23 protein-coding genes are annotated in these 23,675 nt (G+C 60.1%); 9 read left to right on the top strand and 14 right to left on the bottom strand.

What is annotated here, in order from left to right; translation table 11 throughout:
* Window positions 1-29: 29 nt before the first annotated feature.
* From MPZ60_RS03640 to MPZ60_RS03625, 4 genes are all read left to right on the top strand, one after another.
* Window positions 30-671 (top strand): 3-oxoacid CoA-transferase subunit B, encoded by a 642-nt coding sequence (locus tag MPZ60_RS03640; protein WP_034357431.1) that lies wholly within the window; start codon window positions 30-32, stop codon window positions 669-671.
* A gap of 56 nt (window positions 672-727) precedes the next feature.
* On the top strand, window positions 728-1,939 hold the full coding sequence (gene pcaF / locus MPZ60_RS03635) for a 3-oxoadipyl-CoA thiolase (RefSeq protein ID WP_034357429.1): 1,212 nt from the start codon (window positions 728-730) through the stop codon (window positions 1,937-1,939).
* 164 nt (window positions 1,940-2,103) lie between these two features.
* The gene (locus MPZ60_RS03630; RefSeq protein WP_012837047.1) at window positions 2,104-3,099 is read left to right on the top strand and encodes a tripartite tricarboxylate transporter substrate binding protein; all 996 of its coding nucleotides are present in this window, start codon (window positions 2,104-2,106) and stop codon (window positions 3,097-3,099) included.
* A gap of 120 nt (window positions 3,100-3,219) precedes the next feature.
* A complete protein-coding gene (locus MPZ60_RS03625) occupies window positions 3,220-3,957 on the top strand; it encodes an SDR family oxidoreductase (protein ID WP_034357427.1) in 738 nt (245 codons plus the stop codon).
* A gap of 254 nt (window positions 3,958-4,211) precedes the next feature.
* On the opposite strand, the gene MPZ60_RS03620 is transcribed toward MPZ60_RS03625, so the two are convergent.
* Window positions 4,212-5,057 carry an SIS domain-containing protein gene (locus MPZ60_RS03620; RefSeq protein WP_003058703.1) on the bottom strand — a complete coding sequence of 282 codons (846 nt, stop codon included), beginning with the start codon at window positions 5,055-5,057 and terminating at the stop codon, window positions 4,212-4,214.
* 244 nt (window positions 5,058-5,301) lie between these two features.
* Between MPZ60_RS03620 and tal the strand changes: the two genes are divergently transcribed.
* Together tal and pgi are read left to right on the top strand one after the other, a co-directional pair.
* Window positions 5,302-6,264: a transaldolase gene (tal, locus tag MPZ60_RS03615; RefSeq protein ID WP_034357697.1), complete on the top strand. Its 963-nt coding sequence runs from the start codon at window positions 5,302-5,304 to the stop codon at window positions 6,262-6,264.
* 16 nt (window positions 6,265-6,280) lie between these two features.
* Window positions 6,281-7,885, top strand: coding sequence for a glucose-6-phosphate isomerase (pgi, locus tag MPZ60_RS03610; RefSeq protein WP_034357425.1), 1,605 nt, complete (start codon window positions 6,281-6,283; stop codon window positions 7,883-7,885).
* 45 nt (window positions 7,886-7,930) lie between these two features.
* On the opposite strand, the gene MPZ60_RS03605 is transcribed toward pgi, so the two are convergent.
* The 10 genes from MPZ60_RS03605 to MPZ60_RS03560 all read right to left on the bottom strand — a co-directional run bounded on the left by MPZ60_RS03605 (window position 7,931) and on the right by MPZ60_RS03560 (window position 17,708).
* On the bottom strand, window positions 7,931-8,836 hold the full coding sequence (locus MPZ60_RS03605) for an SAM-dependent methyltransferase (protein WP_034357423.1): 906 nt from the start codon (window positions 8,834-8,836) through the stop codon (window positions 7,931-7,933).
* Entirely contained in the window at window positions 8,836-9,453 is a 618-nt protein-coding gene (locus MPZ60_RS03600; RefSeq protein ID WP_003062011.1) for a DUF1415 domain-containing protein, read from the bottom strand. The genes MPZ60_RS03605 and MPZ60_RS03600 overlap by 1 nt, the downstream gene beginning before the upstream one ends.
* Window positions 9,454-9,608: 155 nt before the next feature.
* Window positions 9,609-10,787 (bottom strand): deoxyguanosinetriphosphate triphosphohydrolase, encoded by a 1,179-nt coding sequence (locus MPZ60_RS03595; protein ID WP_034357421.1) that lies wholly within the window; start codon window positions 10,785-10,787, stop codon window positions 9,609-9,611.
* Between the two features lie 84 nt (window positions 10,788-10,871).
* Entirely contained in the window at window positions 10,872-11,969 is a 1,098-nt protein-coding gene (gene aroB, locus MPZ60_RS03590) for a 3-dehydroquinate synthase (RefSeq protein WP_034357420.1), read from the bottom strand.
* Between the two features lie 64 nt (window positions 11,970-12,033).
* Window positions 12,034-12,570 carry a shikimate kinase gene (locus MPZ60_RS03585; protein ID WP_034357418.1) on the bottom strand — a complete coding sequence of 179 codons (537 nt, stop codon included), beginning with the start codon at window positions 12,568-12,570 and terminating at the stop codon, window positions 12,034-12,036.
* Window positions 12,571-12,684: 114 nt separating this feature from the next.
* Window positions 12,685-14,799 (bottom strand): type IV pilus secretin PilQ, encoded by a 2,115-nt coding sequence (gene pilQ / locus MPZ60_RS03580; RefSeq protein ID WP_003061998.1) that lies wholly within the window; start codon window positions 14,797-14,799, stop codon window positions 12,685-12,687.
* On the bottom strand, window positions 14,796-15,347 hold the full coding sequence (locus MPZ60_RS03575; RefSeq protein WP_034357416.1) for a pilus assembly protein PilP: 552 nt from the start codon (window positions 15,345-15,347) through the stop codon (window positions 14,796-14,798). The genes pilQ and MPZ60_RS03575 overlap by 4 nt, the downstream gene beginning before the upstream one ends.
* Complete coding sequence (locus MPZ60_RS03570; RefSeq protein WP_003061994.1) at window positions 15,344-16,018, bottom strand: type 4a pilus biogenesis protein PilO; 675 nt, start codon at window positions 16,016-16,018, stop codon at window positions 15,344-15,346. Before MPZ60_RS03570 ends, MPZ60_RS03575 begins: the two co-directional genes overlap by 4 nt.
* On the bottom strand, window positions 16,018-16,629 hold the full coding sequence (locus MPZ60_RS03565; protein WP_012837038.1) for a PilN domain-containing protein: 612 nt from the start codon (window positions 16,627-16,629) through the stop codon (window positions 16,018-16,020). The genes MPZ60_RS03570 and MPZ60_RS03565 overlap by 1 nt, the downstream gene beginning before the upstream one ends.
* Window positions 16,626-17,708 carry a pilus assembly protein PilM gene (locus MPZ60_RS03560; RefSeq protein ID WP_012837037.1) on the bottom strand — a complete coding sequence of 361 codons (1,083 nt, stop codon included), beginning with the start codon at window positions 17,706-17,708 and terminating at the stop codon, window positions 16,626-16,628. The genes MPZ60_RS03565 and MPZ60_RS03560 overlap by 4 nt, the downstream gene beginning before the upstream one ends.
* A 349-nt stretch (window positions 17,709-18,057) precedes the next feature.
* Between MPZ60_RS03560 and MPZ60_RS03555 the strand changes: the two genes are divergently transcribed.
* Window positions 18,058-20,388 carry a penicillin-binding protein 1A gene (locus tag MPZ60_RS03555; protein ID WP_034357414.1) on the top strand — a complete coding sequence of 777 codons (2,331 nt, stop codon included), beginning with the start codon at window positions 18,058-18,060 and terminating at the stop codon, window positions 20,386-20,388.
* A gap of 66 nt (window positions 20,389-20,454) precedes the next feature.
* Here the strand turns inward: MPZ60_RS03555 and cyaY are convergent, their stop codons facing one another.
* A complete protein-coding gene (cyaY, locus tag MPZ60_RS03550; RefSeq protein WP_034357412.1) occupies window positions 20,455-20,796 on the bottom strand; it encodes an iron donor protein CyaY in 342 nt (113 codons plus the stop codon).
* 12 nt (window positions 20,797-20,808) lie between these two features.
* Here cyaY and MPZ60_RS03545 point away from each other — a divergent pair, with 12 nt between their 5' ends.
* Complete coding sequence (locus MPZ60_RS03545) at window positions 20,809-21,057, top strand: lipoprotein (RefSeq protein WP_034357410.1); 249 nt, start codon at window positions 20,809-20,811, stop codon at window positions 21,055-21,057.
* A 74-nt stretch (window positions 21,058-21,131) separates the two neighbouring features.
* On the top strand, window positions 21,132-21,959 hold the full coding sequence (locus tag MPZ60_RS03540; protein ID WP_034357408.1) for an MBL fold metallo-hydrolase: 828 nt from the start codon (window positions 21,132-21,134) through the stop codon (window positions 21,957-21,959).
* Here the strand turns inward: MPZ60_RS03540 and MPZ60_RS03535 are convergent.
* Window positions 21,923-22,555 (bottom strand): sulfite oxidase heme-binding subunit YedZ, encoded by a 633-nt coding sequence (locus MPZ60_RS03535; protein WP_034357406.1) that lies wholly within the window; start codon window positions 22,553-22,555, stop codon window positions 21,923-21,925. The two genes, MPZ60_RS03540 and MPZ60_RS03535, sit on opposite strands and share 37 nt — an antisense overlap.
* Window positions 22,555-23,547, bottom strand: a complete 993-nt coding sequence (gene msrP / locus MPZ60_RS03530; protein WP_034357404.1) for a protein-methionine-sulfoxide reductase catalytic subunit MsrP — start codon at window positions 23,545-23,547, stop codon at window positions 22,555-22,557. Before msrP ends, MPZ60_RS03535 begins: the two co-directional genes overlap by 1 nt.
* Window positions 23,548-23,675: the final 128 nt, after the last annotated feature.

Here is a 23,675-nt window from a genome sequence, read left to right as displayed (position 1 = left end):
CCGCCAAGGTCCAGCAAGGAGATACAAGCGTGAGCTATCAAAAACGAAGCAAGGACGAACTGGCCCTGCGCGTGGCCCAGGACATTCATGACGGTGCCTATGTGAATCTGGGCATAGGCCAGCCCACCCTGGTGGCCAACCACATTCCCGCAGGACGCGAGATCGTGCTGCAAAGCGAGAACGGCATTCTGGGCATGGGCCCGGCACCGGCGGCCGGCTCCGAAGACTACGACCTGACCAATGCCGGCAAGCAGCCCGTGACCCTGCTGCCCGGCGGCAGCTATTTCCACCACGCCGACAGCTTCGCCATGATGCGCGGCGGCCACCTGGACATCTGCGTGCTCGGAGCCTTCCAGGTTTCGGCCACGGGCGACCTGGCCAACTGGAGCACCGGCGAGCCCGGCGCCATTCCCGCCGTGGGCGGAGCCATGGACCTGGCGATTGGCGCCAAGCAGACCTGGGTGATGATGGATCTGCTCACCAAAAAGGGCGAGAGCAAGGTCGTGGCCCAGTGCAGCTACCCGCTGACCGGCCTGGGCTGCGTCAAGCGCATCTATACCGATCTGTGCACCCTGACATGCACACCCGAGGGGCTGCGCCTGATCGACAAGGTCGAAGGCCTGGAGCACGCCGAACTCGAACGCATCGTGGGCCTGCCCATCGCGGCCTGAACTTCAGGCCAATCCCGTCTGCACCAGAAGCTCAATTTTCATAACGGAGACATGCCATGAGCAACCAGAACCAAGCCTTTATCTGCGACGCCATCCGCACCCCCTTCGGTCGCTACGGCGGCGCGCTGTCCAGCGTGCGCACCGATGATCTGGGCGCCCTGCCCATCAAGGCGCTGATGCAGCGCAACCCCGACGTGGACTGGACCGCCGTGGCCGATGTGCTCTATGGCTGTGCCAACCAGGCCGGCGAGGACAACCGCAACGTGGCGCGCATGTCGGCGCTGCTGGCCGGCCTGCCCATCGATGTACCCGGTGCCACCATCAACCGTCTGTGCGGCTCGGGTCTGGACGCTGTCGGCACGGCCGCGCGTGCCATCAAGTCCGGCGAAGCCCGCCTGATGATTGCCGGCGGCGTGGAAAGCATGAGCCGCGCCCCCTTCGTGATGCCCAAGGCCGAGTCCGCCTTCAGCCGCAACAATGCCGTCTACGACACCACCATCGGCTGGCGCTTTGTCAACAAGCTGATGAAAGCCCAGTACGGCGTGGACTCCATGCCCGAGACCGCCGAAAACGTGGCCGACGATTTCGGGATCGAACGCGAAGCCCAGGACCGCATGGCCCTGGCCAGTCAGGAAAAGGCCGCGGCCGCGATTGCTGCCGGCCATCTGGCACGCGAGATCGTGCCCGTGTCCATCGCCCAGAAGAAGGGCGACCCCATTGTCGTGAGCCAGGATGAGCACCCCCGCGCCACCACCATCGAGGCCTTGGCCAGGCTCAAGGGCGTGGTACGCCCTGACGGCACGGTCACAGCCGGCAACGCCAGCGGCGTCAACGACGGTGCCTGCGCCCTGCTGCTGGCCAACGAGGAAGCGGCCAGCCAGTACGGCCTGGTGCCGCGTGCCCGCGTGGTCGGCATGGCCGTGGCCGGCGTCGCACCGCGCATCATGGGCTTCGGCCCCGCTCCCGCCGTGCGCAAGGTGCTGACCCAGACAGGACTGACTCTTGAGCAGATGGATGTCATCGAGCTCAACGAAGCCTTTGCCGCACAAGGCCTGGCCGTGCTGCGCGACCTTGGCATTGCCGACGACGACCGCCGTGTCAACCAGTGGGGCGGCGCCATCGCCCTGGGTCACCCCCTGGGCGCATCGGGCGCCCGCCTGGCCACCACGGCCGTGAACCAGCTGCATGCCTTCGGCGGCCGCTATGCGCTGTGCACCATGTGCATCGGCGTGGGCCAGGGCATCGCCGTGGTGCTCGAACGCGTCTGATCCCGACTGCGGCGGGGCCGGATCAGTCCGGCCTGCTGCCGCCCCCTGTCTCTTACACCAAAACAACGACCGCTGGAGTGCAGCTCTTTTCGGAGCTACGCCACCGCGGCAGCCCGCGCCCCGGCCACTGGCCGGCGGTGTCCTGCCTTTTTCCGGAGACCTAGATGTCCAATTCCCTTTCCCTGTCTCGCCGCCGCAGCCTGCAAACCCTGGCAGCAAGCGCCCTGTTTGCTCTGGGCGCTGCTCCCTCCATGGCCCAGACGCCCTATCCCAGCAAGCCCATCACCATGATCGTGCCCTTCTCGGCCGGCGGCACGACCGACATCCTGGCGCGCGTGGTGGGCCAGGCCCTGAGCACCGAACTGGGCCAGAGCATCATCATTGACAACCGCCCCGGCGCGGGCGGCAATATCGGCGGCCAGGCCGCAGCCCGTGCAGCTGGCGACGGCTACACCCTGTTCATGGGGACGGTGGGCACGCACGCCATCAACGAAGCCCTGTACAAGAAGATGCCCTTCGACCCGGTCAAGGACTTTGCTCCGCTGACCCGCGTCGCCAATGTGCCCAATCTGCTGGTGGCCCACCCCAGCCAGCCCTTCAAGACGGTCAAGGAAATGATGGCCTATGCCAAGGCCAATCCCGGCAAGCTGAATTTCGGCTCCTCGGGCTCGGGCAGCTCCATCCATCTGTCGGGCGAGCTGTTCAAGTCCATGACCCGCCTGGACATGGTGCATGTGCCCTACAAGGGCAGCGCGCCGGCCATCACCGATCTGCTGGGCAACCAGATCGCCATCATGTTCGACAACATGCCCTCGGCCATCCAGCATGTGCGCTCGGGCAAGCTGCGCCCCATCGCCGTGACCACGGCCAAGCGCTCGCCCGAGCTGCCCGATGTGCCCACGGTCGCCGAAGCCGGCGTGCCCGGCTATGAGGCCACCTCCTGGTTCGGTCTCTTCGTGCCTGTCAAGACACCTGCCGACATCCAGCAAAAGCTGCATGCCGCCATTGCCAAGGTGCTCAAGGATCCCGCCGTGATCAAGAAGATCAACGACCAGGGCGGCGAAGTCGTGATCGACACCCAGGAAGGCTTTGCCAAGTTCATCGATGCCGAAGCCAAGAAGTGGGGCAAGGTCGTCAAGGACTCCGGCGCCAGCGTCTGATCCCCCCAGGTGCCGGCCTGTCCCGGCCCCAGCACTGCCGGCGCATGCCGGCGGTTGCTGTTGCCCTCCCGGGCCCGCGCCTGTCGCAACCGCCCCGTTTTCCGTCTGAAAGTTATTGCCATGTCTTCCCAGAGCGCCTCCCTTACTGACCGCCCTCGCGTGTTGATCACCGGTGGCGGAGCCGGCATCGGCGCCGCCGCTGCCGAGCGCTGCCGCGCCGACGGCTACGAGCCCATCATCATCGACCGCGTGGTCGATCACGTTCCCGGCGGCATACAGGCCGACCTCAGCGATGCCGAGGACACGGCCCGCGCCTTGCGTCAGGCTCTGGAAACCGGCCCCATCACGCGCCTGATCAACAACGTGGGCGTGGTCGTACCCAACGACGCCGCCTCGCAGACCCTGGCCGAGTTCGACCTGGCCGTCTCGCTGAACCTGCGCTGCGCCTTCCAGTGCATGCAGGCCCTGCTGCCCGGCATGAAGCAAGCGGGGTTCGGGCGCATCGTCAACATGTCCTCGCGCGCCGCGCTGGGCAAGGACTTGCGCACAGCCTACGCGGCCACCAAGGCCGGTCTGATCGGCATGACCCGCGTCTGGGCGCTGGAGCTGGGCCAATGGGGCATCACGGCCAACGCCATAGGCCCCGGCCCGATACGCACCGAGCTGTTCGACAAGGCCAATCCGCCCGACGCCCCGCGCACGCAGAAGATCATTGCTTCCGTACCTGTCAAGCGGGTGGGCACTCCCGAGGATGTGGCCCATGCCGTGTCTTACATGCTCGACGAGCGCAGCGGCTTTGTGACCGGACAGGTGCTCTATGTCTGCGGCGGCATGACCGTGGGCGTCGCCTCCGTGTAAGCGGCTCTATACGAGCTGCTGCCCGGGCAAGCCAAGTCCCCAAGCCGCAGATGCATCACCCTCGTCCGGCGCGCACCCTGCAAGCCTTCGGGATCTGGATGCTTTTTAATTTTGATAGCATAAAGCGCCTTTCCCAGAATGATTTCAATGTGTTTTATGCTTGAAACCATTTATGGAAAGGCGACAGAAGCTCTCAATAAGAGAGCCCTCTTGCTTGCCATCTCGACGCGCACAGGCCGCGCCTTTGCTGGCCCTCAGGTATAGCGCTTGGCGCGCAGATTGTTCTTCATCTGCTCCAGCGCCGGCTGCAGTGCCGGCCCGATGCGCAAAGCCACACAGGTCGCCAGCACGTCGATGATGAGCAGATGCAGCAGCCGCGAGACCATGGGACTGTAGCGGTCGTAGCCTTCGGGATGATCGGCCGCCAGATGCACCTGGCAGGCCGAGGCCAGAGGGGAGCCGCTGGCCGTGATGGCTATCGTGGTGGCCCCGTTCTTGCGAGCGATATCCGCCGCATCCATCAGATCTCGCGTGCGGCCGGAGTTCGAGATGATGACCACGCAGTCACCCGGCCCCAGCAAGGTGGCGCTCATGACCTGCATATGGCCATCGCTGGTGGCCAGACTGGTCACACCGAGGCGGAAAAACTTGTGCTGGGCATCCAGCGCCACGATGCCCGAGTTCCCGGCGCCGTAAAACTCGATGCGCTTGCCGGTCTGCCAGGTCGCTGCAATTGCCTGCGCAGCCTGCTCTATGGCCGCCGTGCTGGCCGCATTGCGGTACTGCAGAAAAGCGGCAACCGCGTTGTCCACCACCTTGACCATGACATCGCTGGTCTTGTCATCGCTGTCCACACTGCGATGGATGAAGGGCACGCCTTCGCTGACGCTGCCCGCGAGCTTGAGCTTGAAGTCCGCCAGGCCGTCATAACCCATGCTGCGGCAAAAGCGCACCACCGTGGGTTTGCTGACATGTGCCCGCACTGCCAGCTCTCGCACCGGCAGATGCGCGAAGGCCCGCGGATCGGCCAGTACCAAGCGTGCAACACGCTGCTCTGCAGGCGCCAGGGACGGAAGGGAGGCAGTAATCCGATCAAGCATATTGGCGCAGATAAGGTGGAGGCAATGAATGAGTGCAGCAAAAGGCGAGCATAAGACCGAAGCGCCTCACGCCTCGCAAAATGGCAGCAAAACTTGAATATTTCCGCAAATAAATAGGCGAGCGCGCATATTCAGCAGGGTTTGCCTTGATGCATCATCAAACGGAGTATCTGCAAGCTCATTCTCAATCAGGGATTCACGCTCTACACTTGCTGGTTAGTTTGAAACACAGCAAAGGATGGACATGAATCAGTTGGAGGCGCTCAAGCAATTCACGACCGTGGTCGCGGACACCGGTGATTTTCATCAATTGGCGCAGTTTCAACCGCAAGATGCCACCACCAATCCATCCCTGATTCTCAAAGCGGTTCAAAAGACCGAATATGCGCCGCTGATGCGCGCCACCGTGGCGCAATTCAAAGACCGGGGGCTGGACGAAATCATGGACCGAACGCTGGTGCGCTTCGGCTGCGAGATTCTGAACACCATACCCGGTCGTGTCTCTACCGAGGTCGATGCCCGCCTGTCTTTCGACACCGTGGCCACGGTCACGCGCGCCGAGCGACTGATCGAGCTGTATCAGGCCGCAGGCATCCACACCGAGCGCGTGCTCATCAAGATCGCCGCCACCTGGGAAGGGATTGAAGCGGCCCGCATTCTCGAGCAGCGCGGCATTCACACCAATCTGACGCTGCTGTTCTCCTTCTGTCAGGCCGTTGCCTGCGGCCAGGCCAAGGTCCAGCTGATCTCGCCCTTTGTGGGCCGCATCTACGACTGGTACAAAAAGCAGGCCGGCACGCAATGGGATGAGGCCGCCATGGCCGGCGCCAATGATCCGGGCGTGCGCTCCGTACAGAAAATTTACGACTATTACAAACATTTCGATGTTTCCACCGAGGTCATGGGTGCAAGCTTTCGTAATACCGGCCAGATTCTGGCTCTGGCGGGCTGCGATCTGCTTACCATTGCTCCTGAGCTGCTGGCCCAGCTCCGCGCACAGCAGGACGACGCCATGCCTTTGACCCGCGCCCTGGACCCGGACAAGGCCAGAGCCCAGCCGCAGGAGCGCGTTCTGTATGACCAGGCCTCGTTTCGCTTTGCGCTGAACGAAGATGCCATGGCCACCGAAAAGCTGGCCGAGGGCATTCGCGCTTTCACCGCGGACACCCTGAAGCTGGAAGCTTTGATGCAGCAAGCGGCTGCATGATTGACTGGAATTTCCTTTGACGCCTCTTTGTCACGAGCTGCCTGCCTGGCAGGCTTTGCAAACCCATTACCGGGCGCAGATCCAGCATCTGGATTTGCGCCAGGCTTTTGCACAAGACCCGCAACGTCTTGACGCCCTGAGCATGCAGGCGCCACATGTCTTCGCCGATCTGTCGAAGAACCTATGGACTGGCGAGACCGAGGCCTTGCTGAGGCAGCTTGCCGTCGAGAGCCAGCTCTCGAGCAAGCGCGACGCCATGCTGGCCGGCGCAGCCATCAATACCAGCGAGCAGCGCAGCGCGATGCACTGGCTGCTGCGCACTCCTGCAAACGGCGGGCAGCTCGCCCAGTCCCCCGTGCTTCGGTCCTGGCCCCAGGACATGCATTCGGCGCTGCGTGAAGTTCACGATACGCTGGATAACATGCTCGCCCTGGCCGATCAGATCAGGGGCAGCCAGCAGATCACCGATATCGTCAATATCGGCATCGGCGGCTCCCACCTTGGTCCGGAAGTCGTAGTCAATGCCCTTGAGGACTGGATAGACCAGGACAAGAACTTTCACTTTGTATCCAACGTGGACGGCCATGAACTGGGACATGTGCTGCGCCGGGTCAAACCGGAAAGCACGCTGTTTCTGATTGCATCCAAATCCTTCACCACGGCCGAGACCATGCTGAATGCTCGCTCGGCCAGGCAGTGGTTTCTCGATCATGGCGGCAGCGAAGATCCGCAGGCCCCATGCTCGATCGACCGACACTTCGTGGCCCTCACCACCAATACACAGGCGGCTGCAGAGTTCGGCATACAGCGCACGCTGGGTTTCTGGGATTGGGTAGGCGGACGCTTTTCGCTGTGGTCCGCCATCGGCTTGCCTATCGCCATCGCCATAGGCTCGGCGCAATTCAGGGCGCTACTGGGCGGCGCGCACGCGATGGACGCCCACTTTTTCACTGCGCCCATGAAGAGCAATCTCCCGGTGCGCCTGGGACTGCTGGACATCTGGTATCGCAATTTCTGCCAGTTTTCCAGCCGCTGCATCGCCCCATACAGCCATGGACTGCGCCGCCTGACGGCCTATCTGCAGCAACTGGAGATGGAAAGCAATGGCAAAAGCATCAACAAGAATGGCGTTCGGCTCACAGCTCCCACGGCACCGGTGATCTGGGGCGAGCCCGGCACCAATGGGCAGCATGCTTTTTTCCAGATGCTGCACCAGGGGCCGGATGTCATACCGGTCGAATTCATTGCCCTGCGCGACGGGGGCAAATACCTGGGCGAGCACCATCAAAGCCTGGTAGTCAACGCGATTGCCCAGGCCCAGGCGCTGATGGTAGGGCGCTGCGGCGAAGGTCTGGAAAAAGACTGCCCCGGCAATCGCCCCAGCAGTTTCCTGATGCTTGAAAGCCTGGACCCCGCCTCTCTGGGCGCCCTGATTGCGCTGTATGAACATCGCATTTTTGTCTCTGGCGCCATCTGGGACATCAACAGCTTCGACCAGTGGGGTGTGGAACTGGGCAAGAAGCTGGCAAAGCAGCTGCATGCCCGCCAGAACCACAATGACTGGGAAGGAGTGGACGCGTCAACGCAGGAGCTGATGAAACGCCTGATGGAAAGTCACTGAGCATCACAAGCAGCGGGCCCGGCAGAGTTCATGCTTCAAGCCTGCTCAGACCGCGCTGGTTTGCTGCAAATGGGGATAGCGCACGCCAGCCAGACCTTCCAGTCCAAACTCGGCGAGCAGCTGACGCAAGCGTTGCGCCGCACTGCGCTTTTTCTGTCCCGTATAACGGGCCACAATCAATTCGTTTTTCATGCTGTGCTCCCAGCCCACCAGCTCGGTGACCGTGACCTGGTAGCCGCAAGCCTCCAGATACAGACAGCGCAGCACATTGGTAATCTGACTGCCCATTTCGCGAGTGTGGATCGGGTGACGCCACAACTCGGCCAGCGGAGTGCGCGCCAGGCTCATGGCCTTGGTCTGGCGCAGACATGCAGCCACCTCGGCCTGGCAGCAAGGCACCAGCACCATGGCCTTGGCCTGCTTTTCCAGCCCGAAGGCTATCGCATCATCGGTCGCCGTATCGCAGGCGTGCAAGGCCGTGACCACGTCAAACTGCGAAGGCATGAAGTCTGCTCGCGTGGACTCGGCCACCGACATATTGAGAAACTCCATGCGCTCGAAGCCAAGTTCAGCCGCAAGCTTCTGAGATGCCTCGACCAAAGGCGCACGCGTCTCGATACCGAAAATCCGGCCCTGAGCCAAGGCCTTGAAATACAGGTCGTAAAGAATGAACCCCAGATAGGACTTGCCCGCACCATGGTCAGCCAGTGTCACGGCATGCCCATCCTTGGACAGCTCGGCAAGCAAAGGCTCGATGAACTGATAGAGGTGATAGACCTGCTTGAGCTTGCGGCGCGAATCCTGATTGAGCTTTCCCTCGCGCGTCAGAATATGCAGAGCCTTGAGCAGCTCAAGGCTCTGGCCGGGCTTGAGCCCCAGTTGCTCTGCGATATCAAGTGCCCCTGCTTTGGTGGGCTTTTGCAGGCTCTGCTTTTGATCGGTCTTGCCCATCACTTCTCTGCCTTCGTCTGACCATGGCCGGTCACGGGGCAGCGGGCTCCGACATCCAGGTCCAGCCAGCCTTCGATGCCGATCTTTTCCAGCGTTTCCATATTGCGCTCGTATATCGTTTCGGCTTCCGGAAACACCTCCACAGCCTTGTCGATGCTGTCTTCGCGCAGCAAGTGCAATATGGGATAGGGAGCACGATTGGTGCAGTTGGTAACGTCGTCCACATCCGTGCCCTCAAACTGAAATTGAGGATGAAACGAGGCGACCTGCAAAATACCACCCAGATCCAGCTCCTCGATCATGGCATCCGCCACTTCAAGAAAGTCATTGAAGTCCAGAAAATCCTGCAGGGCATGGGGCAGTATCAGCAGTGTGGTGTCGCGTTTTTCTGCGTTGGCTTCGGCCAGGGCTTCAAGCTCGCGATGCAGGGCCTCGGCAACCGCCTCTGCATCGGTCGCATCGCTGACGGCATAGTGGATCTGAGCCTTGACATGCACGCCTTTGGCGAAAGGGCATAGGTTGAGACCTATCACGGCCTTTTCCAGCCAGCGCACGGTATCCGCAATCACAAGCTCCGGCGGGAAAGCCTGATCGGCGATGGTTGAAGTTTCGGTCATGACAGGGCCCTCCAAAATGCAAACGGGGGCCATCGCCCCCAAAGAATGCGCACTGGGCGGGAAATATTCCGGCTCTAGATACACAGAACCGCTATTTTAGCGATCCGGCCTGTGCCATGCTCGCCACTGGCAGCAAGACCGTTGGCGAGCTTCCTTCAGGCCTCGCCCAGCAGCCTGAGCCCGGTGATGCGCTCATGCTCGCGCGCCGCATAACGATCCGTCATACCCGCAATAAAGTCTGCCACCACTCGCGCACGTTCATGCAGGGTAGTGACGATATGGGCACGCTGAACAAAGCGCGGCTTCATGCGTTCAGGCTCCACCATATAAGCGGCAAACAGCTCTTTCACAACTTGCTGGGCACTGTTCATGGTCTGCATGACTTGAGGGTGCCGATAGAGCTGCCTGAACAAGAACTGCTTTAGCACCAGGGACTGCGCTTTCATCTCTTCGCTGAAACCGATCAGCGTCCGATCATGCTGACGAACCTCCTGCACCGAGCGCACAGCCGCCTGCTCAATACCGGCCTGTGAGTGATGGATGACGTCATAGACCTGGTCACTGAGCATGCGGCGAATGCTCTCATAGAGCAGCTTGCGCTGAGCATCCGGCAGAGCCAGATCGGGCCAATCCGCCAATGTCGAGGCGTAATAGCGGGCAAACAAAGGCACGGCTTCACGCAGCTGGGCCATGGTGATCAGACCCGATCGAACGCCGTCGTCCACATCGTGGGCGTTATAGGCAATCGCATCCGCCAGATTGCATAGCTGTGCCTCCAGAGAAGGCTGAGTGCCATCCAGAAAACGCTGAGCCACGCCGCCGGGCTCACGTGCATTCAGCAATTGCGCATTGCTGAGCGAGCAATGCTTGAGAATTCCCTCGCGCGTTTCAAAAGTCAGGTTCAGACCGTCAAAGGCAGGATAACGTTCCTCCAACCTGTCCACTACACGCAGACTTTGCAGATTGTGCTCAAAACCGCCATGAGGCTTCATGCACTCATTGAGCGCGTCTTGCCCCGCATGTCCAAAAGGTGTGTGCCCCAGATCATGCGCCAGACAGATGGCTTCAACCAGGTCTTCATCCAGCCGCAAAGAACGCGCGATGGAGCGCCCCAGCTGCGCCACTTCCAGAGAATGCGTGAGCCGGGTTCGGAACAGATCGCCCTCATGATTCACAAAGACCTGGGTCTTGTAAACCAGTCGCCTGAAGGCCGAGGAGTGAACAATGCGATCCCGATCGCGCTGAAAGTCGCTGCGCGTGGGAGCCGGGGGCTCAGCAAAGCGACGCCCGCGGCTTTGCTGGGGATGGCAGGCGTAGGAAGCCAGAGCGGTCATGCAAATCGCCTCAACAACTCGATGCAATGACTCTAACAGCTATGGGCTCGCTTCCCCCAGGGTCTGCTCACATAGCGCCACCCATCAAGCGCAGCAACTGTCGATCACTTCACGCACCAGCGCATCGGGTGCCGACCTCATCACCGCCTTGCCGGGACCATCGATCAGCACAAAGCGGATTTCACCGGCTTCGGATTTCTTGTCGACCCGCATCAGTTCCAGATAGCGACCAGCATTGTCCTGGGCATCGATGACCGCTGCGCGCACCGGCAAGCCCGCTCGCTCAATCAGCTTGCGCAGACGCGAGACAAAGCTCGCCTCCACCAGGCCAAGACGTTGGGACAGCTCCGCCGCCATCACCATGCCTGCCGCCACACCTTCACCGTGCAGCCAGTTGCCGTAGCCCATGCCGGCCTCGATCGCATGACCGAAGGTATGGCCAAAATTGAGAATCGCGCGCAGACCCGCTTCCTTCTCGTCCTGCCCCACGACCCAGGCCTTGATCTCCACACTTCGCTTGACGGCATGGGCGAGCATGTCGCGATCGCGGCGCAGCAGGCCATCCATGTTCTGCTCAAGCCAGTCGAAGAACTGCATATCGGCAATAGGGCCGTATTTGATGATTTCCCCCAGACCTGCGCTCAACTCGCGCTCTGGCAGGGTATCCAGCGTAGCAAGATCGCAGAGCACCAGCTGCGGCTGGTAGAAGGCCCCAATCATGTTCTTGCCCAGCGGGTGGTTGATGGCAGTCTTGCCCCCCACCGAGGAATCGACCTGGGACAGCAGCGTGGTCGGCACCTGCACAAAAGGCACGCCACGCATATAGCTGGCGGCAGCAAAGCCCGTCATATCCCCCACAACACCGCCGCCCAATGCAAACAGCACCGTCTTGCGGTCGCAACCATGCTGCAGCAGGGCATCAAAAATCAGGTTCAGAGTCTGCCAGTCTTTATGCGCTTCGCCATCGGGCAACACCACCTCGTGAACCTGGGCGTATTGACCGCTCAAGGCCTGCTTGAGCGCAGACAGATAAAGCGGGGCCACGACATCATTCGTCACGACCAGAGCCGCCGCCGCCTTGGGCAATGCCTGCCAAGTGGAGCTCTGGGCCAGCAAGCCCTCTGCAATCACGATGGGATAGCTGCGCTCTCCCAGATCAATATGCACCGTTTCCACGTTCAACCTCTCTCAAAATACATAGCAGGAACCACACGCAGTGTATTGACCAACAAGCTTTTCAGCGCAATCAGGAATGCTGACCGAGTTCAATCTGCATGGCCACTCGCTGGGCCACCTGCGTGGCGGACAGGCCGCTGCCCGCCACCACAAAATCCGCAACCTCCTTGTAGAGCGGATCTCTGATGGCATGCAAATCCAGCAAGCGCTGCAAAGGATTGTCCACTTGCAGCAAGGGACGCTGAGTATCCCGCTGCAGGCGCTTGGCAATCTCATGCGGTGATGCACTCAGATAGACCACCTGTGCATGCTCGGCCAGCTCCTGCCGGTTTTCAGCCTTCAGCACGGCACCGCCACCTGTGGCAACCACCGTTTTCTCAGATCGCGCCAGCAGCGCTGCCAGCACCTCCTGCTCTACATCCCTGAATCTGGACTCGCCTTCCTTGGCAAAAAAATCGCGAATCGTGCAGCCGATATGCTCTTCGATGGCCACGTCCACATCCACAAAAGGCATAGACCAACGCTTGGCCAAATAGCGTCCGATGGTGGATTTGCCGGAGCCTGGCAAACCCACAAGGGCAATATGAAATTTCTTTAGAACAGTCATCGCGTTACCGTCATCCGCCAATCTGGCCAGCCCATGATTCTCGCAGCCTGCAGATATTACAAATGAAAAGGCCCGCATCAACTCGTGCGGGCCCTATGTAAAAACTGATAACAGTTATTTGCTGGTGCTGCGCGCCTGGCTCAGCATCTTGGGAGTGATGAAAACCAGCATTTCACGCTTGCTCGAAGCCTTGGTGTTGCTACGGAACAAATGCCCCAACACAGGCAGATCTCCGAACAGCGGTACCTTGTTGAGCTGGTTGGTCTCCTCCAATTCAAAGATACCGCCAATCACGACCGTTCCGCCATTCTCGACCAGCACCTGGGTCTTGACATGCTTGGTATCAATGGCGACGCCCTGAGTCGTGGTCTCACCGCGGCTGTCCTTGTTCACATCCAGATCCAGAATGATGTCGCCTTCAGGGGTAATTTGCGGAGTCACTTCCAGCTTCAGCACAGCCTTCTTGAACGAGATGGTCGTTGCGCCATTCGGCGCAGTCACGGAGTATGGGTATTCCGTGCCTTGCTCGATCAATGCCTTGTTCTGGTCTGCCGTCACCAGGCGGGGGTTGGAGATGATCTTGCCATCACCTTCTGCTTCCAAAGCGGACAGCTCCAGGGACAGGAAACGCGTCATCGAGCTATTGAAGACAGAGAATGCGACCTGCCCCACAGTGTTGATTCCCGAAACACTGGCTGGCAAATTGACAAAATTGCCACTGGGGAACTTGGAGCTTGATCCCGAACTGCTGTCTGGCAGGAACTGAGACGAAGTCATGGATGCATTGCTGCCAACAGCCCCTCCGCCAAACTTCACACCCAGCGAACGGCCAAAGGTATCGCGTGCCTCCACAATGCGGGCCTCGATCATGACCTGGCGCACCGGCACATCCAGCGTTGCCAGCAAAGCCTTCATTTCTTCCAACTTGGTCGGCGTATCCGTCACAAACAGCTGATTGGTGCGTGGCTCGGAAATAGCGGAGCCGCGCGACGACAGAAAGCGCGTGCTGGACCCTGTACCGCCTGCACCACCGCCGCCTGTCGAAGTCGTGATCTGCTGCAGGATGTCCGCCGCCTTTGCATAGTTGAGCTGGAAACCTTGCGTGCGCAAAGGCTCCAGCTTCTGGATTTCCATGGCCGCTTCGTAGTCACGCTTGGTACGCGCGTCAATCTCGTCCTTGGGAGCGATCCAGAGCACGGAGCCGGACTTGCGCATGCCCAGCCCCTTGGCATCCATGATGATCTGAAGAGCCTGGTCCCAAGGCACATCCTTCAGACGCAGAGTCAAGGCACCTGTCACCGTATCCGAGGTGACGATATTGAAGTTGGTGAAGTCCGCGATGACCTGCAGCAAAGAGCGCACTTCAATATTCTGGAAATTGAGCGACAGCTTTTCGCCGCTGTAGCCCGGGCCTTGCGTCAACTTGCTGGTGTCGACCTTTTTCTGGCGCACTTCCACCACGAACTGATTGTCGCTCTGGTATGCGCTGTGCTCCCAATCACCCACAGGGTCAATGCGCATCCGAACACGATCGCCTTGCTGAGTGGTCGATATCGTTTGCACAGGCGTACCGAAATCCCCCACATCCAGCTTCTTGCGCAAATTTTCAGGCAGGGCTGTACGCAGGAAGTCCACCGTCAGGCCCTTGCCCTCCTGCCGCAGATCCACCCCCACCTGGCTGCTGCCAAGGCTGACTACAACCCGGCCGGAGCCATCACTACCACGGCGAAAGTCGATACCGCGAATCGGAGCTGCATCAGAGGCTGCCGTCTTGTTCTCGAACACCGGAGCCATGACAGGAGCCGCAGCTGCAGCGGTTGTCGCTGCACCTGCGGGATCAAGCAAGATCAGCAAAGATTTTCCCTGGCGCTGCAAGCGATAGGTCGTAGCCGTCTTCAGATTCAATACCAGGCGTGAGCGACCCGATGCTTCCACCAGATTTGCCGAACGCAGATTGCCCTGATTGAATTCAAGCAACGACTTGCCCGAGCCATTGCTCACACCCGGAAAATCCAGAGCGATACGCGCCGGAGACTGAACCACGAATCCGGTCGGGTCTGCAGCCAGCGGTTCGGACAGCTCGACACGGACGACCTCGGAGCCAGACTGCAAAGCGCCTGTAACAGCCTCAATGCGGGCTTGCGCCCAAGCTGCCGAAGAAAGCAAAAGGCCGCTCAGGGTCAGACCCCAACGGGCCTTCGCCATAGTGCTGCGATTAATACCCATCATTTGCCGACCTCCTGCAACTCCAAAGTGCTTGTTCTTTCAATCCAGTCACCACCGCCATCCTGGACAATTTCTCTTAGCTGGATGGAGTTTTCCGTAATCTTGGTGATCTTTCCGTAGTTCTGCCCCAGATAGTTGCCGACACGTACCTGATAGAGCAGGCCGCCGACTTTGACCAAGGCCGTGGGCACGTTCTTTTTGTCGAGACTGCCCACCATGGTCATGGTGTCCAGCGGCTCGGCCTCCAGCGGCTCCTTGCGGCGACTCAGCTCTGGCGTGAGCAACGCCGTGCTGATGTTGGATTGCGCAGACTCCTTGCGCAGCACCTGGATCAGCTTGAGCGGATTGAAGGGATCCATGCCATCAGCCCCTGTATAGGCCTGGGGCTTGAAAGGCTTGGGCTCCTCCAGAGGAGTCACGCGAGGCTTGGCATTGGCACGCTCCTGGGCCATCCACTCACGCAGTTGCTCCTCCTCGGAGGAGGTGCAACCCGCCAGCAAAGCACTGCTCATCAGGACCAGCCAGACAGGGCTCAAGAATGCTCTGCTCATTTCTTCCCCTTGGCCGCGTCACGCTGCGCCTTGACTTCGTCCGCATCCAGATATCGGAACGTCCGTGCCGTGGCATCCATGGACAGCACATCCGTGTCCTTGCCGCCCGGGGCGATGGACAGATTGTTCAAGGTCACGATACGGGACAGGAAAGCGATATCCGAGGCAAAAGCACCGATGTCGTGATAGCGTCCCGTCACCTTCAGGGTGATTGGCAGCTCGGCGTAGTACTCCTTGGTCACCATGGCGCCAGGGCGGAATACTTCAAACTGCAGACTACGCCCCAAGCCGGCCTGGTTGATATCGGAAAGCAGAGCAGCCATCTCCGCCTTGCTGGGCAGTTGCTTTTCCAGCTGCGTCACATACTGCTGCACCTGCTCGCGCTGCTTCTTCAAGCCCTCCAGGCTCACCGCCTTGACCATTTTCTTGGAGTAGTCTTCGCGCAGAGTCACCTCGGTCGCACGCTCGGCGTCGAGCTCTGCTTCGTAATCCTTCAGAACGACGAACCACAGCAAGGCAGCGACAGCGACTGCAACGGCAACATACAGCAGTGCCTTGGGCAAGGCTGGCCAGACCGAAGGGTCATTGGGATCCAGATTCCGGAATTGGCGCTGAATTCTCTCTTGCAGCGCAGCGAAATCGATGTCCAGAGATTTCTTCTTTTTTGCCATCACTGCGCTTTCACAGAAGAGCTTGCAGCAAGCAGATTTTTCTCCGCATCGCTGGCCCTGGTCAGATTGAAGCGCAATGTGAATGCAGCTGCACGGCGCTTATCCTTGGCAGTCACATCAACAGTCTTGGCCACAATTTCCATCAGCTCCGGCTTGGAGAACCAGGGCGAGCCATCCGTAAGATTACGCAGCATCTCGGAAATACGTTCATTCGACTGTGCAGTTCCCTGCATGGTCACCGACAGGCCTTCTTGCTTGATGCTGCTGATGTAGACACCGTCCGGCAGTTGCTTGACCAGCTCATTGAGCATGTACACCGGCAGGTTGCGGTCGGACTGTAGATCCTCCACCGCCTTCTGCCGTGCACGCAGAGCGGTGATTTCGGCCTCGAGCCCCTCGATTTCCTTGATCTGTGTTTCCAGGACCTTGATTTCGGAGCGCAGCAGATTGTTCTTGTTCTGCTGGCCCTCGATCATCATCTGGAAATACCAGTAAATCAGTGCTGCGATCAGCAGTCCACCCAGTGCGCCCAGCACCATATTGACCTGAAACGCTTCTTTACGGCGCTTCTTGGCCGCCTCGCGGTGCGGCAAAAGGTTAATCAGTATCACTCTTGAAACCTCCGCATGGCCAAACCGCAAGAGGTCAGATAGGACGGCGCTTCACGCGCCATCTTCTTCAGACGCACGCCGCTGCCAATTTCCATGCCTTCGAAGGGATTGGCAAGACTGCAGGCACATCCAGTCTGCTGGCTGACGGCATCCACCAGCCCCGGCAAGGACGACGATCCACCTGCCAGCAACACATGATCGACGCGGTTGTAGGGAGTACTCGTGAAGAAGAACTGCAACGCTCGCGCCACTTCCTGGGTCAGGCTTTGCACAAAGGGCTTGAGCACACCAGCCGCGTAGTCGTCCGGCAATTCGCCGCTGCGCTTCTTGGCCTCCGCCTCTTCCGGAGAAAAGCCGTACTGGCGTGCAATCAACTGGGTAAGCTGTGCACCGCCAAAGGCCTGATCACGCTCATACAGCACCTCGTCATTGCGAAGCACCTGCATGCTGGTAGTCATTGCGCCCACCTCGAATAGCGCCACGACAGCGTCACGCCCGGCATTGGGCAAACGCGACACCAGACGCGTTGCCGCCATTCGGGCGGCGTAGGGCTCGATATCGATCACCATGGGCTTGAGACCGGCAGCCTCGGCCAGGCCCTGGCGGTCCTGCACTTTTTCCTTGCGCGATGCAGCAATCAGCACATCCACATCGCCAGGCGACACCAGCGACGGGCCTATGACACAGAAATCCAGGCTCACCTCATCGAGCGAGAACGGAATGTATTGATTGGCTTCGGACTCGACCTGAACTTCCATTTCCAGCTCGGTCAAGCCGGCTGGCAAGGTGATCTTCTTGGTAATCACAGCAGCAGCTGGCAACGCCATGGCCACTTGCTTTGTACGCGTTCCGCTTTTCTTGACCAGCCGGCGCACGGCCTCCGCCACCTCATCAAATTTCTCAATATTGCCGTCGGTGATCCAGCCTTTTTCAAGAGGCTCAATCGCACAACGCTCCAGTTGCCACTCGCCGGATTTGCTTTTGGCCAGCTCGACCAGCTTCACGCTGGAGGAGCTGACATCAATGCCAAGCAAAGGTGCAGGCTGACGGCTGAATAAAGAACTCAGAGCAATCAACATGCCCCCCCAAGTTTGTAAGAATGGAAACAAAAGCCAGCAATACCCCGGAATCCTAGCAGCAAGCTATAGCAGCACATGCTTTGCTGCAGCGCTTTTCACCGTATTTCGTGGTCAAAAAAAGACAAACTTGTGTAACGTCAAACCGCAAGAACCTCAGCCCTTGCGCATACTGGTGCTTACCCTGTGATTTAGGATTCAATCAAAGCGCGGCCCCTCCCCAGCCGCCACGATGCTTTTCCGGGCGGCATTTCTATAATGTCCTACCCCTTGCCAATACTGCGAAATGCCGCCATCAGAACATTCTGCTCACCAGGCACCTGCGCCTGGATCTCAAACTCCCAAAAAACGCATGCACTGGCTGCCGCGCTCCATTTTCTGGCTGATCGGAATTGCCGTCGCCGCTGCCCTGGCCGTTTTGCTGGCCGTGGCCGTGGCGCTGGCCATGGCTTACCCCAATCTTCCAGACGTCTCCGAACTTGCAGACTACCGCCCCAAGCTACCGCTGCGGGTCTACTCCAGCGAAGGCGCTCTGCTGGGAGAGTTTGGGGAGGAACGTCGCACCCTGACGCCCATCAACGAGATCCCCAAGGTCATGACGGATGCCGTGCTGGCCATCGAAGACACCCGCTTCTTCGAGCATGGCGGCGTGGACTACAAGGGCATGCTGCGTGCTGCGCTGGCCAACCTGGGCAAGGTCAAGAGCCAGGGCGCCTCCACCATCACCATGCAGGTCGCACGCAATGTCTACCTCTCTTCCGAGAAGACCTATACCCGCAAGATCTACGAAATCCTGCTGACCTTCAAGCTTGAGCACTTGCTCACCAAGGAGCAGATCCTCGAGATCTACATGAACCAGATTTTCCTTGGCAACCGTGCCTATGGCTTTGCAGCAGCCTGTGAAGCCTATTTCGGCCATCCGCTCAAGGACATCACGGTGGCCGAAGCCGCCATGCTGGCCGGCCTGCCCAAGGCTCCATCGGCCTACAACCCGATCAGCAACCCCAAGCGCGCCCGCATCCGCCAGCTCTACATCATCGAGCGCATGGAGGAAAACGGTTTCATCACCGCAGAGCAGGCCAAGCAGGCCCGCGAAGAGCCGCTCAAGCTGCGTACTGCCGCCAATTCGACCCGTGTACATGCAGAGTACGTGGCTGAAATGGCCCGTCAACTGATCTTTGCCCAATACGGCAGCGACGCCTATACCCGCGGCCTGAACGTCTACACCACCCTCAATGCCGGTGAACAAGAGGCTGCCTACAAGGCTTTGCGCGAAGGCATCATGAACTACGAACGCCGCCAGAAGTACCGTGGCCCCGAGAAGTTCATCACTCTGCCAGTCAACGCTCAGGAGCTGGAAGACGCCATCGACGATGCCCTGGCCAACCATCCCGACAACGGCGATGTGGTTGCGGCCGTGGTGCTGGAAGCCTCGCCGCGCAAGATTGTCGCGGCCCGTGCGGACGGTACCCATTTCGAGATCACGGGCGACAACCTCAAGCCCGCCGAATCCGGCCTCAGCCCCAAGGCACCGCCCAATATCAAGATCCGCCCCGGTGCCGTGATCCGCGCCATCAAGAACGCCAAGGGTGCCTGGGAAATCACCCAGCTGCCCGAAGTCGAAGGCGCTTTTGTCGCCATGTCCACGCAAACCGGCGCCATCCGCGCGCTGATCGGTGGCTTCGACTTCGAAAAGAACAAGTTCAACCACGTGACCCAGGCCTGGCGCCAGCCCGGCTCCAGCTTCAAGCCATTCATCTACTCGGCGGCGCTGGAGCACGGCTTCTCGCCCTCCACCATGATCAATGACGCACCGATCTTCTTCAGTGCGGCAACCACCGGTGGTCAGCCCTGGGAGCCCAAGAACTACGACGGCCGCTACGACGGCCCCATGACCATGCGCACGGGCTTGAACAAGTCCAAGAACATGATCTCCATCCGGTTGCTGCAGGCCATCGGCCCCAAGACCGGGCAGGAATGGGCGACGCGCTTCGGCTTTGAAGCCGCCAAACAGCCCGCCTACCTGACCATGGCTTTGGGCGCTGGTTCCGTCACTCCGCTGCAGATGGCGGGAGCCTATTCGGTGTTTGCCAACGGCGGCCATCGCATCAACCCCTGGCTGATTGCCCGAGTGACAGACCACAAGGGTCGCATCCTCTCCGAGTTCACCCCACCAGCGGTGAAGGAGCTGCCCCAGGCCATCCCCGAGCGCAATGCCTTCCTCACCGGCACCCTGCTCAATGATGTGGCACGCGTGGGCACGGCTGCACGTGCCCAGGCCACACTCAAGCGCCCGGACCTGTATGGCAAGACCGGCACCACCAATGACTCGGTGGACGCCTGGTTTGCCGGCTACCAGCCCAGCATTGCCGCCGTCTCCTGGATTGGCTACGACACCCCGCGCAACCTGGGTTCGCGCGAAACAGGTGGCGGCCTGAGCCTGCCCATCTGGATCAATTTCATGCAGCACGCACTCAAGGGAGTGCCGGTGGCCGAAGTGCAGACCCCGCCCGGCGTGGTCAATATGGGCGGCGACTGGTATTACGAAGAAAACGCCCGCAACGGCGGCGTCTCCAGCCTCGGCATGGAAGGCGCCTCCGATCCTAGCAACGCAGGCCCGGGTGCCACCCAACCGCCTGCCGCAGAAGAGCGCAGCCGCATTCTGGACCTGTTCAGAAACTAAGCCCTCCAACAACAAAAAGCCTGCCTCTCATCGAGGCAGGCTTTTTTATTCCAGCACCCTGAATGTTCAGGCCAGGGCCTTGAACTCCAGAGCCATGCCCGACTGCTCGCTTGCATATTGCGTCAGATTGGCAAAGAACTCGCCAGCACCCTTGGTGTCCAGCCAGGCTTTCTTGTCTTCGTCAAAGCGATAGTGAAAGCCGCCTGCCTTGGCCGCCAGCCAGATTTCATGCAGGGGTTTTTGCTGGTTGATGACAATCTGGCTGCGATTGGCAAACACCAAAGTCACCATGCCGCCCACACGCTGGGCATCAAGGTCGGCATCGGTTTCGTCATTGATGCGATCACAGCATTGCTCCACAGCCAGCAGAAGTTGGTCGGCGCGATCCAGATATTCAAGGTCAGTCATTACAATTTGCCCATGTTGAAAGCCAACCAAATTTTAGTCAGGAGCATTGCCCTTGCGGCTTGTGCGGCGTCCCTGGCAGCACTTTCCGCCTGCGGGCAAAAAGGCCCGCTCTATCTGCCTACAGATCCTGCGGCGCAGGGTCGCGCCACGCTGCCCGAAACGCTGGGCATTTCCACCAAGCCCTCCAGCGCAGCAACACCTGCAACGAAAGCCACGCCGATAGAGGCCAACGAGATTCCCCAGACCGATGCCAAGCCCTGAGGCTTGATGCACATCAACATGGCGCCCGGACTTACTCTCTAGAGTGATGGCATCTTGTCCTTTGACAAACTGCCATGTCCATTGAGCTCTATCGCGACAAAAACCACGTCTGTCTGATGTTCACCGACCTCATCGAGGAGGACGGTCAGGCGATTCAGGCCAACCAGTTCCTGATCGTGGACAACGGCACGGGGGCCATCATTGATCCCGGTGGCAACCTGGCTTTCAACGAGCTGTTCATGGGCATGTCGCGGCATTTCCCGCCGCAAAAGCTCGCCTATCTGATTGCCTCGCATGCCGACCCGGACATCATCGCCTCGCTGGATCGCTGGATGAGCAGCACGCGCGCACAACTGGTCATCTCGCGCATCTGGGAGCGCTTTGCACCGCACTTCACCAAGGTGGGCAAAACGGAAAACCGCGTCATCGGCGTACCTGACTCGGGCGGACGCCTGCCTCTGGGCCATAGCGAGCTGGTGCTGCTGCCCGCGCATTTTCTCCATGCCGAGGGGAACTTTCACTTCTACGACCCCATCAGCAAGATTCTGTTCACGGGCGACCTGGGCGTCTCTCTGACCACCGGCGCAGAAGCGCGGAAGCCCGTCACCGACCTCGCCCCGCATATTGCACGCATGGAAGGCTTTCACCGCCGCTACATGGTCTCCAACAAGATTTTGAGACTATGGGTGCAGATGGCACGGCAGTTGCCCATAGACATGATTGTTCCCCAGCATGGCGCTCCCATCATGGGCAAACAGGCGATTGGCGACCTGTTCAACTGGCTCGAAGGCCTGCAATGCGGAATCGACCTGTTCGACCAGCGCGCTTACCAGCTTCCTTCGGCAGAGATCGACCCGATCTCGCGTCAGGTACGTCCACCGCTGCGCGCCGTGGCAGGTTGATTGCTTCTGAGTGCACGCAGCACTCGCCAGCCGAGCAAGCTACCGAGAATGGCTGCATAGACGGCCACCTCGCCAAAATTGTTCTTGCCGGCGCGCATCCAGAAAAAATGCAGCAAGGCCAGCGGCACCGCCACATAGACTGCTCGGTGCAGCCACTGCCAGCGCTTGCCGCCCAGAGCCCTGAGCATGAACTTTGGCGAGGTGACGGCCAGCACCAGCAGCAGCAGCCAGGTGCTGAAACCCACCAAGATGAACGGGCGCTTGGGAATATCGGCCACGATATCGCCCCAGTCCAGCCCCATGTCGAACCAGGCATAGCAAAGCAGGTGCAGACAGGCGTAGAAGAACACATACAGGCCCAGCATGCGCCGGTAACGCACCAGCAGATTCCAGCCGCTGATCTGACGCAGCGGCGTCACCGCCAGCACGATGCAGAGAAAACGCAGAGTCCAGTCGCCCGTGCTGCGCAGCAGGGCTTCGGCCGGATTGGCCCCCAGCCCGTCGGTGAACGCCGCATAGAACAGCCATGCGCAAGGCAGCAGGCAAAGCGTGAAGACCAGTGGCTTGGCCCAGGGCTTGAGCAACCAGGCCTGCATCAGTAGAACTTCTTCAGATCCATGCCCGCATACAGCGACGCCACCTGATCGCCATAGCCGTTGAACAGCAAGGTCTTGCGTCGCTTGGCGAACAACCCGCCCTCGCCGATGCGCCGCTCGGTGGCCTGGCTCCAGCGCGGGTGGTCGACCTCGGGATTCACATTCGAATAAAAGCCGTACTCGTTGCGTGCCGCCTTGTTCCAGGCGGTGCCCGGCTCCTTGTCGGTCAGACGGATCGCCACCAGCGACTTGGCGCTCTTGAAACCATATTTCCAGGGCACGACCAGGCGCAGCGGCGCACCATTCTGGTTGGGCAGGACCTCGCCATACATGCCGAAGGCCAGCAGCGTCAGCGGGTGCATGGCCTCATCCAGCCGCAAGCCTTCGGTATACGGCCAGTCCAGCACGCCGCTTCTGAGTCCGGGCATCTGGGCCTTGTCGGCCAGGGTGACGAACTCCACATACCTGGCGCCGGAGAGCGGCTGCACTTTCTTGAGCAGTTCGGACAACGAGTAGCCCACCCAGGGGATGACCATGGACCAGCCCTCCACGCAGCGCAGGCGGTAGATGCGCTCTTCCATGGGCGCGAGCTTGAGCAGGCTGTCGATGTCCAGGGTCTGCGGCTTCTGCACCAGGCCTTCGATGCGCACCGTCCAGGGCCGGGTCTTGAGCGTGTGTGCATTGCGTGCGGGCTCGTCCTTGTCGAGCCCGAACTCGTAGAAATTGTTGTAGCCCGTGGCGTCCTTGTAGGCCGTGGCGGCCTCTACCATCATGGCCCCGGCAAGCTTGCTGGGCTGGCCCTTGAGAGGCGGCAGGCTGCCTCGCTCGGTCGCCGCCCATGCATTGCGGCCGGCCCAGCCGGCCAAGGTGGCGCCCGCCACCCCCATCGCCAGGGTCTGCAGAAAGTCCCGGCGCTGCAGGTATTGGGTCTGAGGCGTGATCTCGCTGCCCAGTGGATGCTCGAAGCCTTGGTTGCTGTGACGAATCAGCATAGGAATGCTCCCAAACGACAATCAAGAGTAGTGCGATTTGGAAGCCCTCTGCGTCAGCAAAGTTCCCCCGAAGTGCTTAATAAAAAAGGAGCTGCTTGCGCTTGATGATCAAGGGATTCAGAGTATTT

The sequence above is a fragment of the Comamonas sp. 7D-2 genome (assembly GCF_022749555.1).
GTDB classification, from domain to species: domain Bacteria; phylum Pseudomonadota; class Gammaproteobacteria; order Burkholderiales; family Burkholderiaceae_C; genus Comamonas; species Comamonas thiooxydans.
This window is presented reverse-complemented; position numbering and strand designations above follow the sequence as displayed.

Coding starts and splice junctions, on each gene's coding strand:
- pcaF (WP_034357429.1), top strand. CDS start 728: ATGAGCAACCAGAACCAAGCCTTTATCTGCGACGCCATCCGCACCCCC.
- MPZ60_RS03630 (WP_012837047.1), top strand. CDS start 2,104: ATGTCCAATTCCCTTTCCCTGTCTCGCCGCCGCAGCCTGCAAACCCTG.
- MPZ60_RS03625 (WP_034357427.1), top strand. CDS start 3,220: ATGTCTTCCCAGAGCGCCTCCCTTACTGACCGCCCTCGCGTGTTGATC.
- MPZ60_RS03620 (WP_003058703.1), bottom strand. CDS start 5,057: ATGCTTGATCGGATTACTGCCTCCCTTCCGTCCCTGGCGCCTGCAGAG.
- tal (WP_034357697.1), top strand. CDS start 5,302: ATGAATCAGTTGGAGGCGCTCAAGCAATTCACGACCGTGGTCGCGGAC.
- MPZ60_RS03605 (WP_034357423.1), bottom strand. CDS start 8,836: ATGGGCAAGACCGATCAAAAGCAGAGCCTGCAAAAGCCCACCAAAGCA.
- MPZ60_RS03600 (WP_003062011.1), bottom strand. CDS start 9,453: ATGACCGAAACTTCAACCATCGCCGATCAGGCTTTCCCGCCGGAGCTT.
- MPZ60_RS03595 (WP_034357421.1), bottom strand. CDS start 10,787: ATGACCGCTCTGGCTTCCTACGCCTGCCATCCCCAGCAAAGCCGCGGG.
- MPZ60_RS03585 (WP_034357418.1), bottom strand. CDS start 12,570: ATGACTGTTCTAAAGAAATTTCATATTGCCCTTGTGGGTTTGCCAGGC.
- pilQ (WP_003061998.1), bottom strand. CDS start 14,799: ATGATGGGTATTAATCGCAGCACTATGGCGAAGGCCCGTTGGGGTCTG.
- MPZ60_RS03575 (WP_034357416.1), bottom strand. CDS start 15,347: ATGAGCAGAGCATTCTTGAGCCCTGTCTGGCTGGTCCTGATGAGCAGT.
- MPZ60_RS03570 (WP_003061994.1), bottom strand. CDS start 16,018: ATGGCAAAAAAGAAGAAATCTCTGGACATCGATTTCGCTGCGCTGCAA.
- MPZ60_RS03560 (WP_012837037.1), bottom strand. CDS start 17,708: ATGTTGATTGCTCTGAGTTCTTTATTCAGCCGTCAGCCTGCACCTTTG.
- MPZ60_RS03555 (WP_034357414.1), top strand. CDS start 18,058: ATGCACTGGCTGCCGCGCTCCATTTTCTGGCTGATCGGAATTGCCGTC.
- cyaY (WP_034357412.1), bottom strand. CDS start 20,796: ATGACTGACCTTGAATATCTGGATCGCGCCGACCAACTTCTGCTGGCT.
- MPZ60_RS03545 (WP_034357410.1), top strand. CDS start 20,809: ATGTTGAAAGCCAACCAAATTTTAGTCAGGAGCATTGCCCTTGCGGCT.
- MPZ60_RS03540 (WP_034357408.1), top strand. CDS start 21,132: ATGTCCATTGAGCTCTATCGCGACAAAAACCACGTCTGTCTGATGTTC.
- MPZ60_RS03535 (WP_034357406.1), bottom strand. CDS start 22,555: ATGCAGGCCTGGTTGCTCAAGCCCTGGGCCAAGCCACTGGTCTTCACG.
- msrP (WP_034357404.1), bottom strand. CDS start 23,547: ATGCTGATTCGTCACAGCAACCAAGGCTTCGAGCATCCACTGGGCAGC.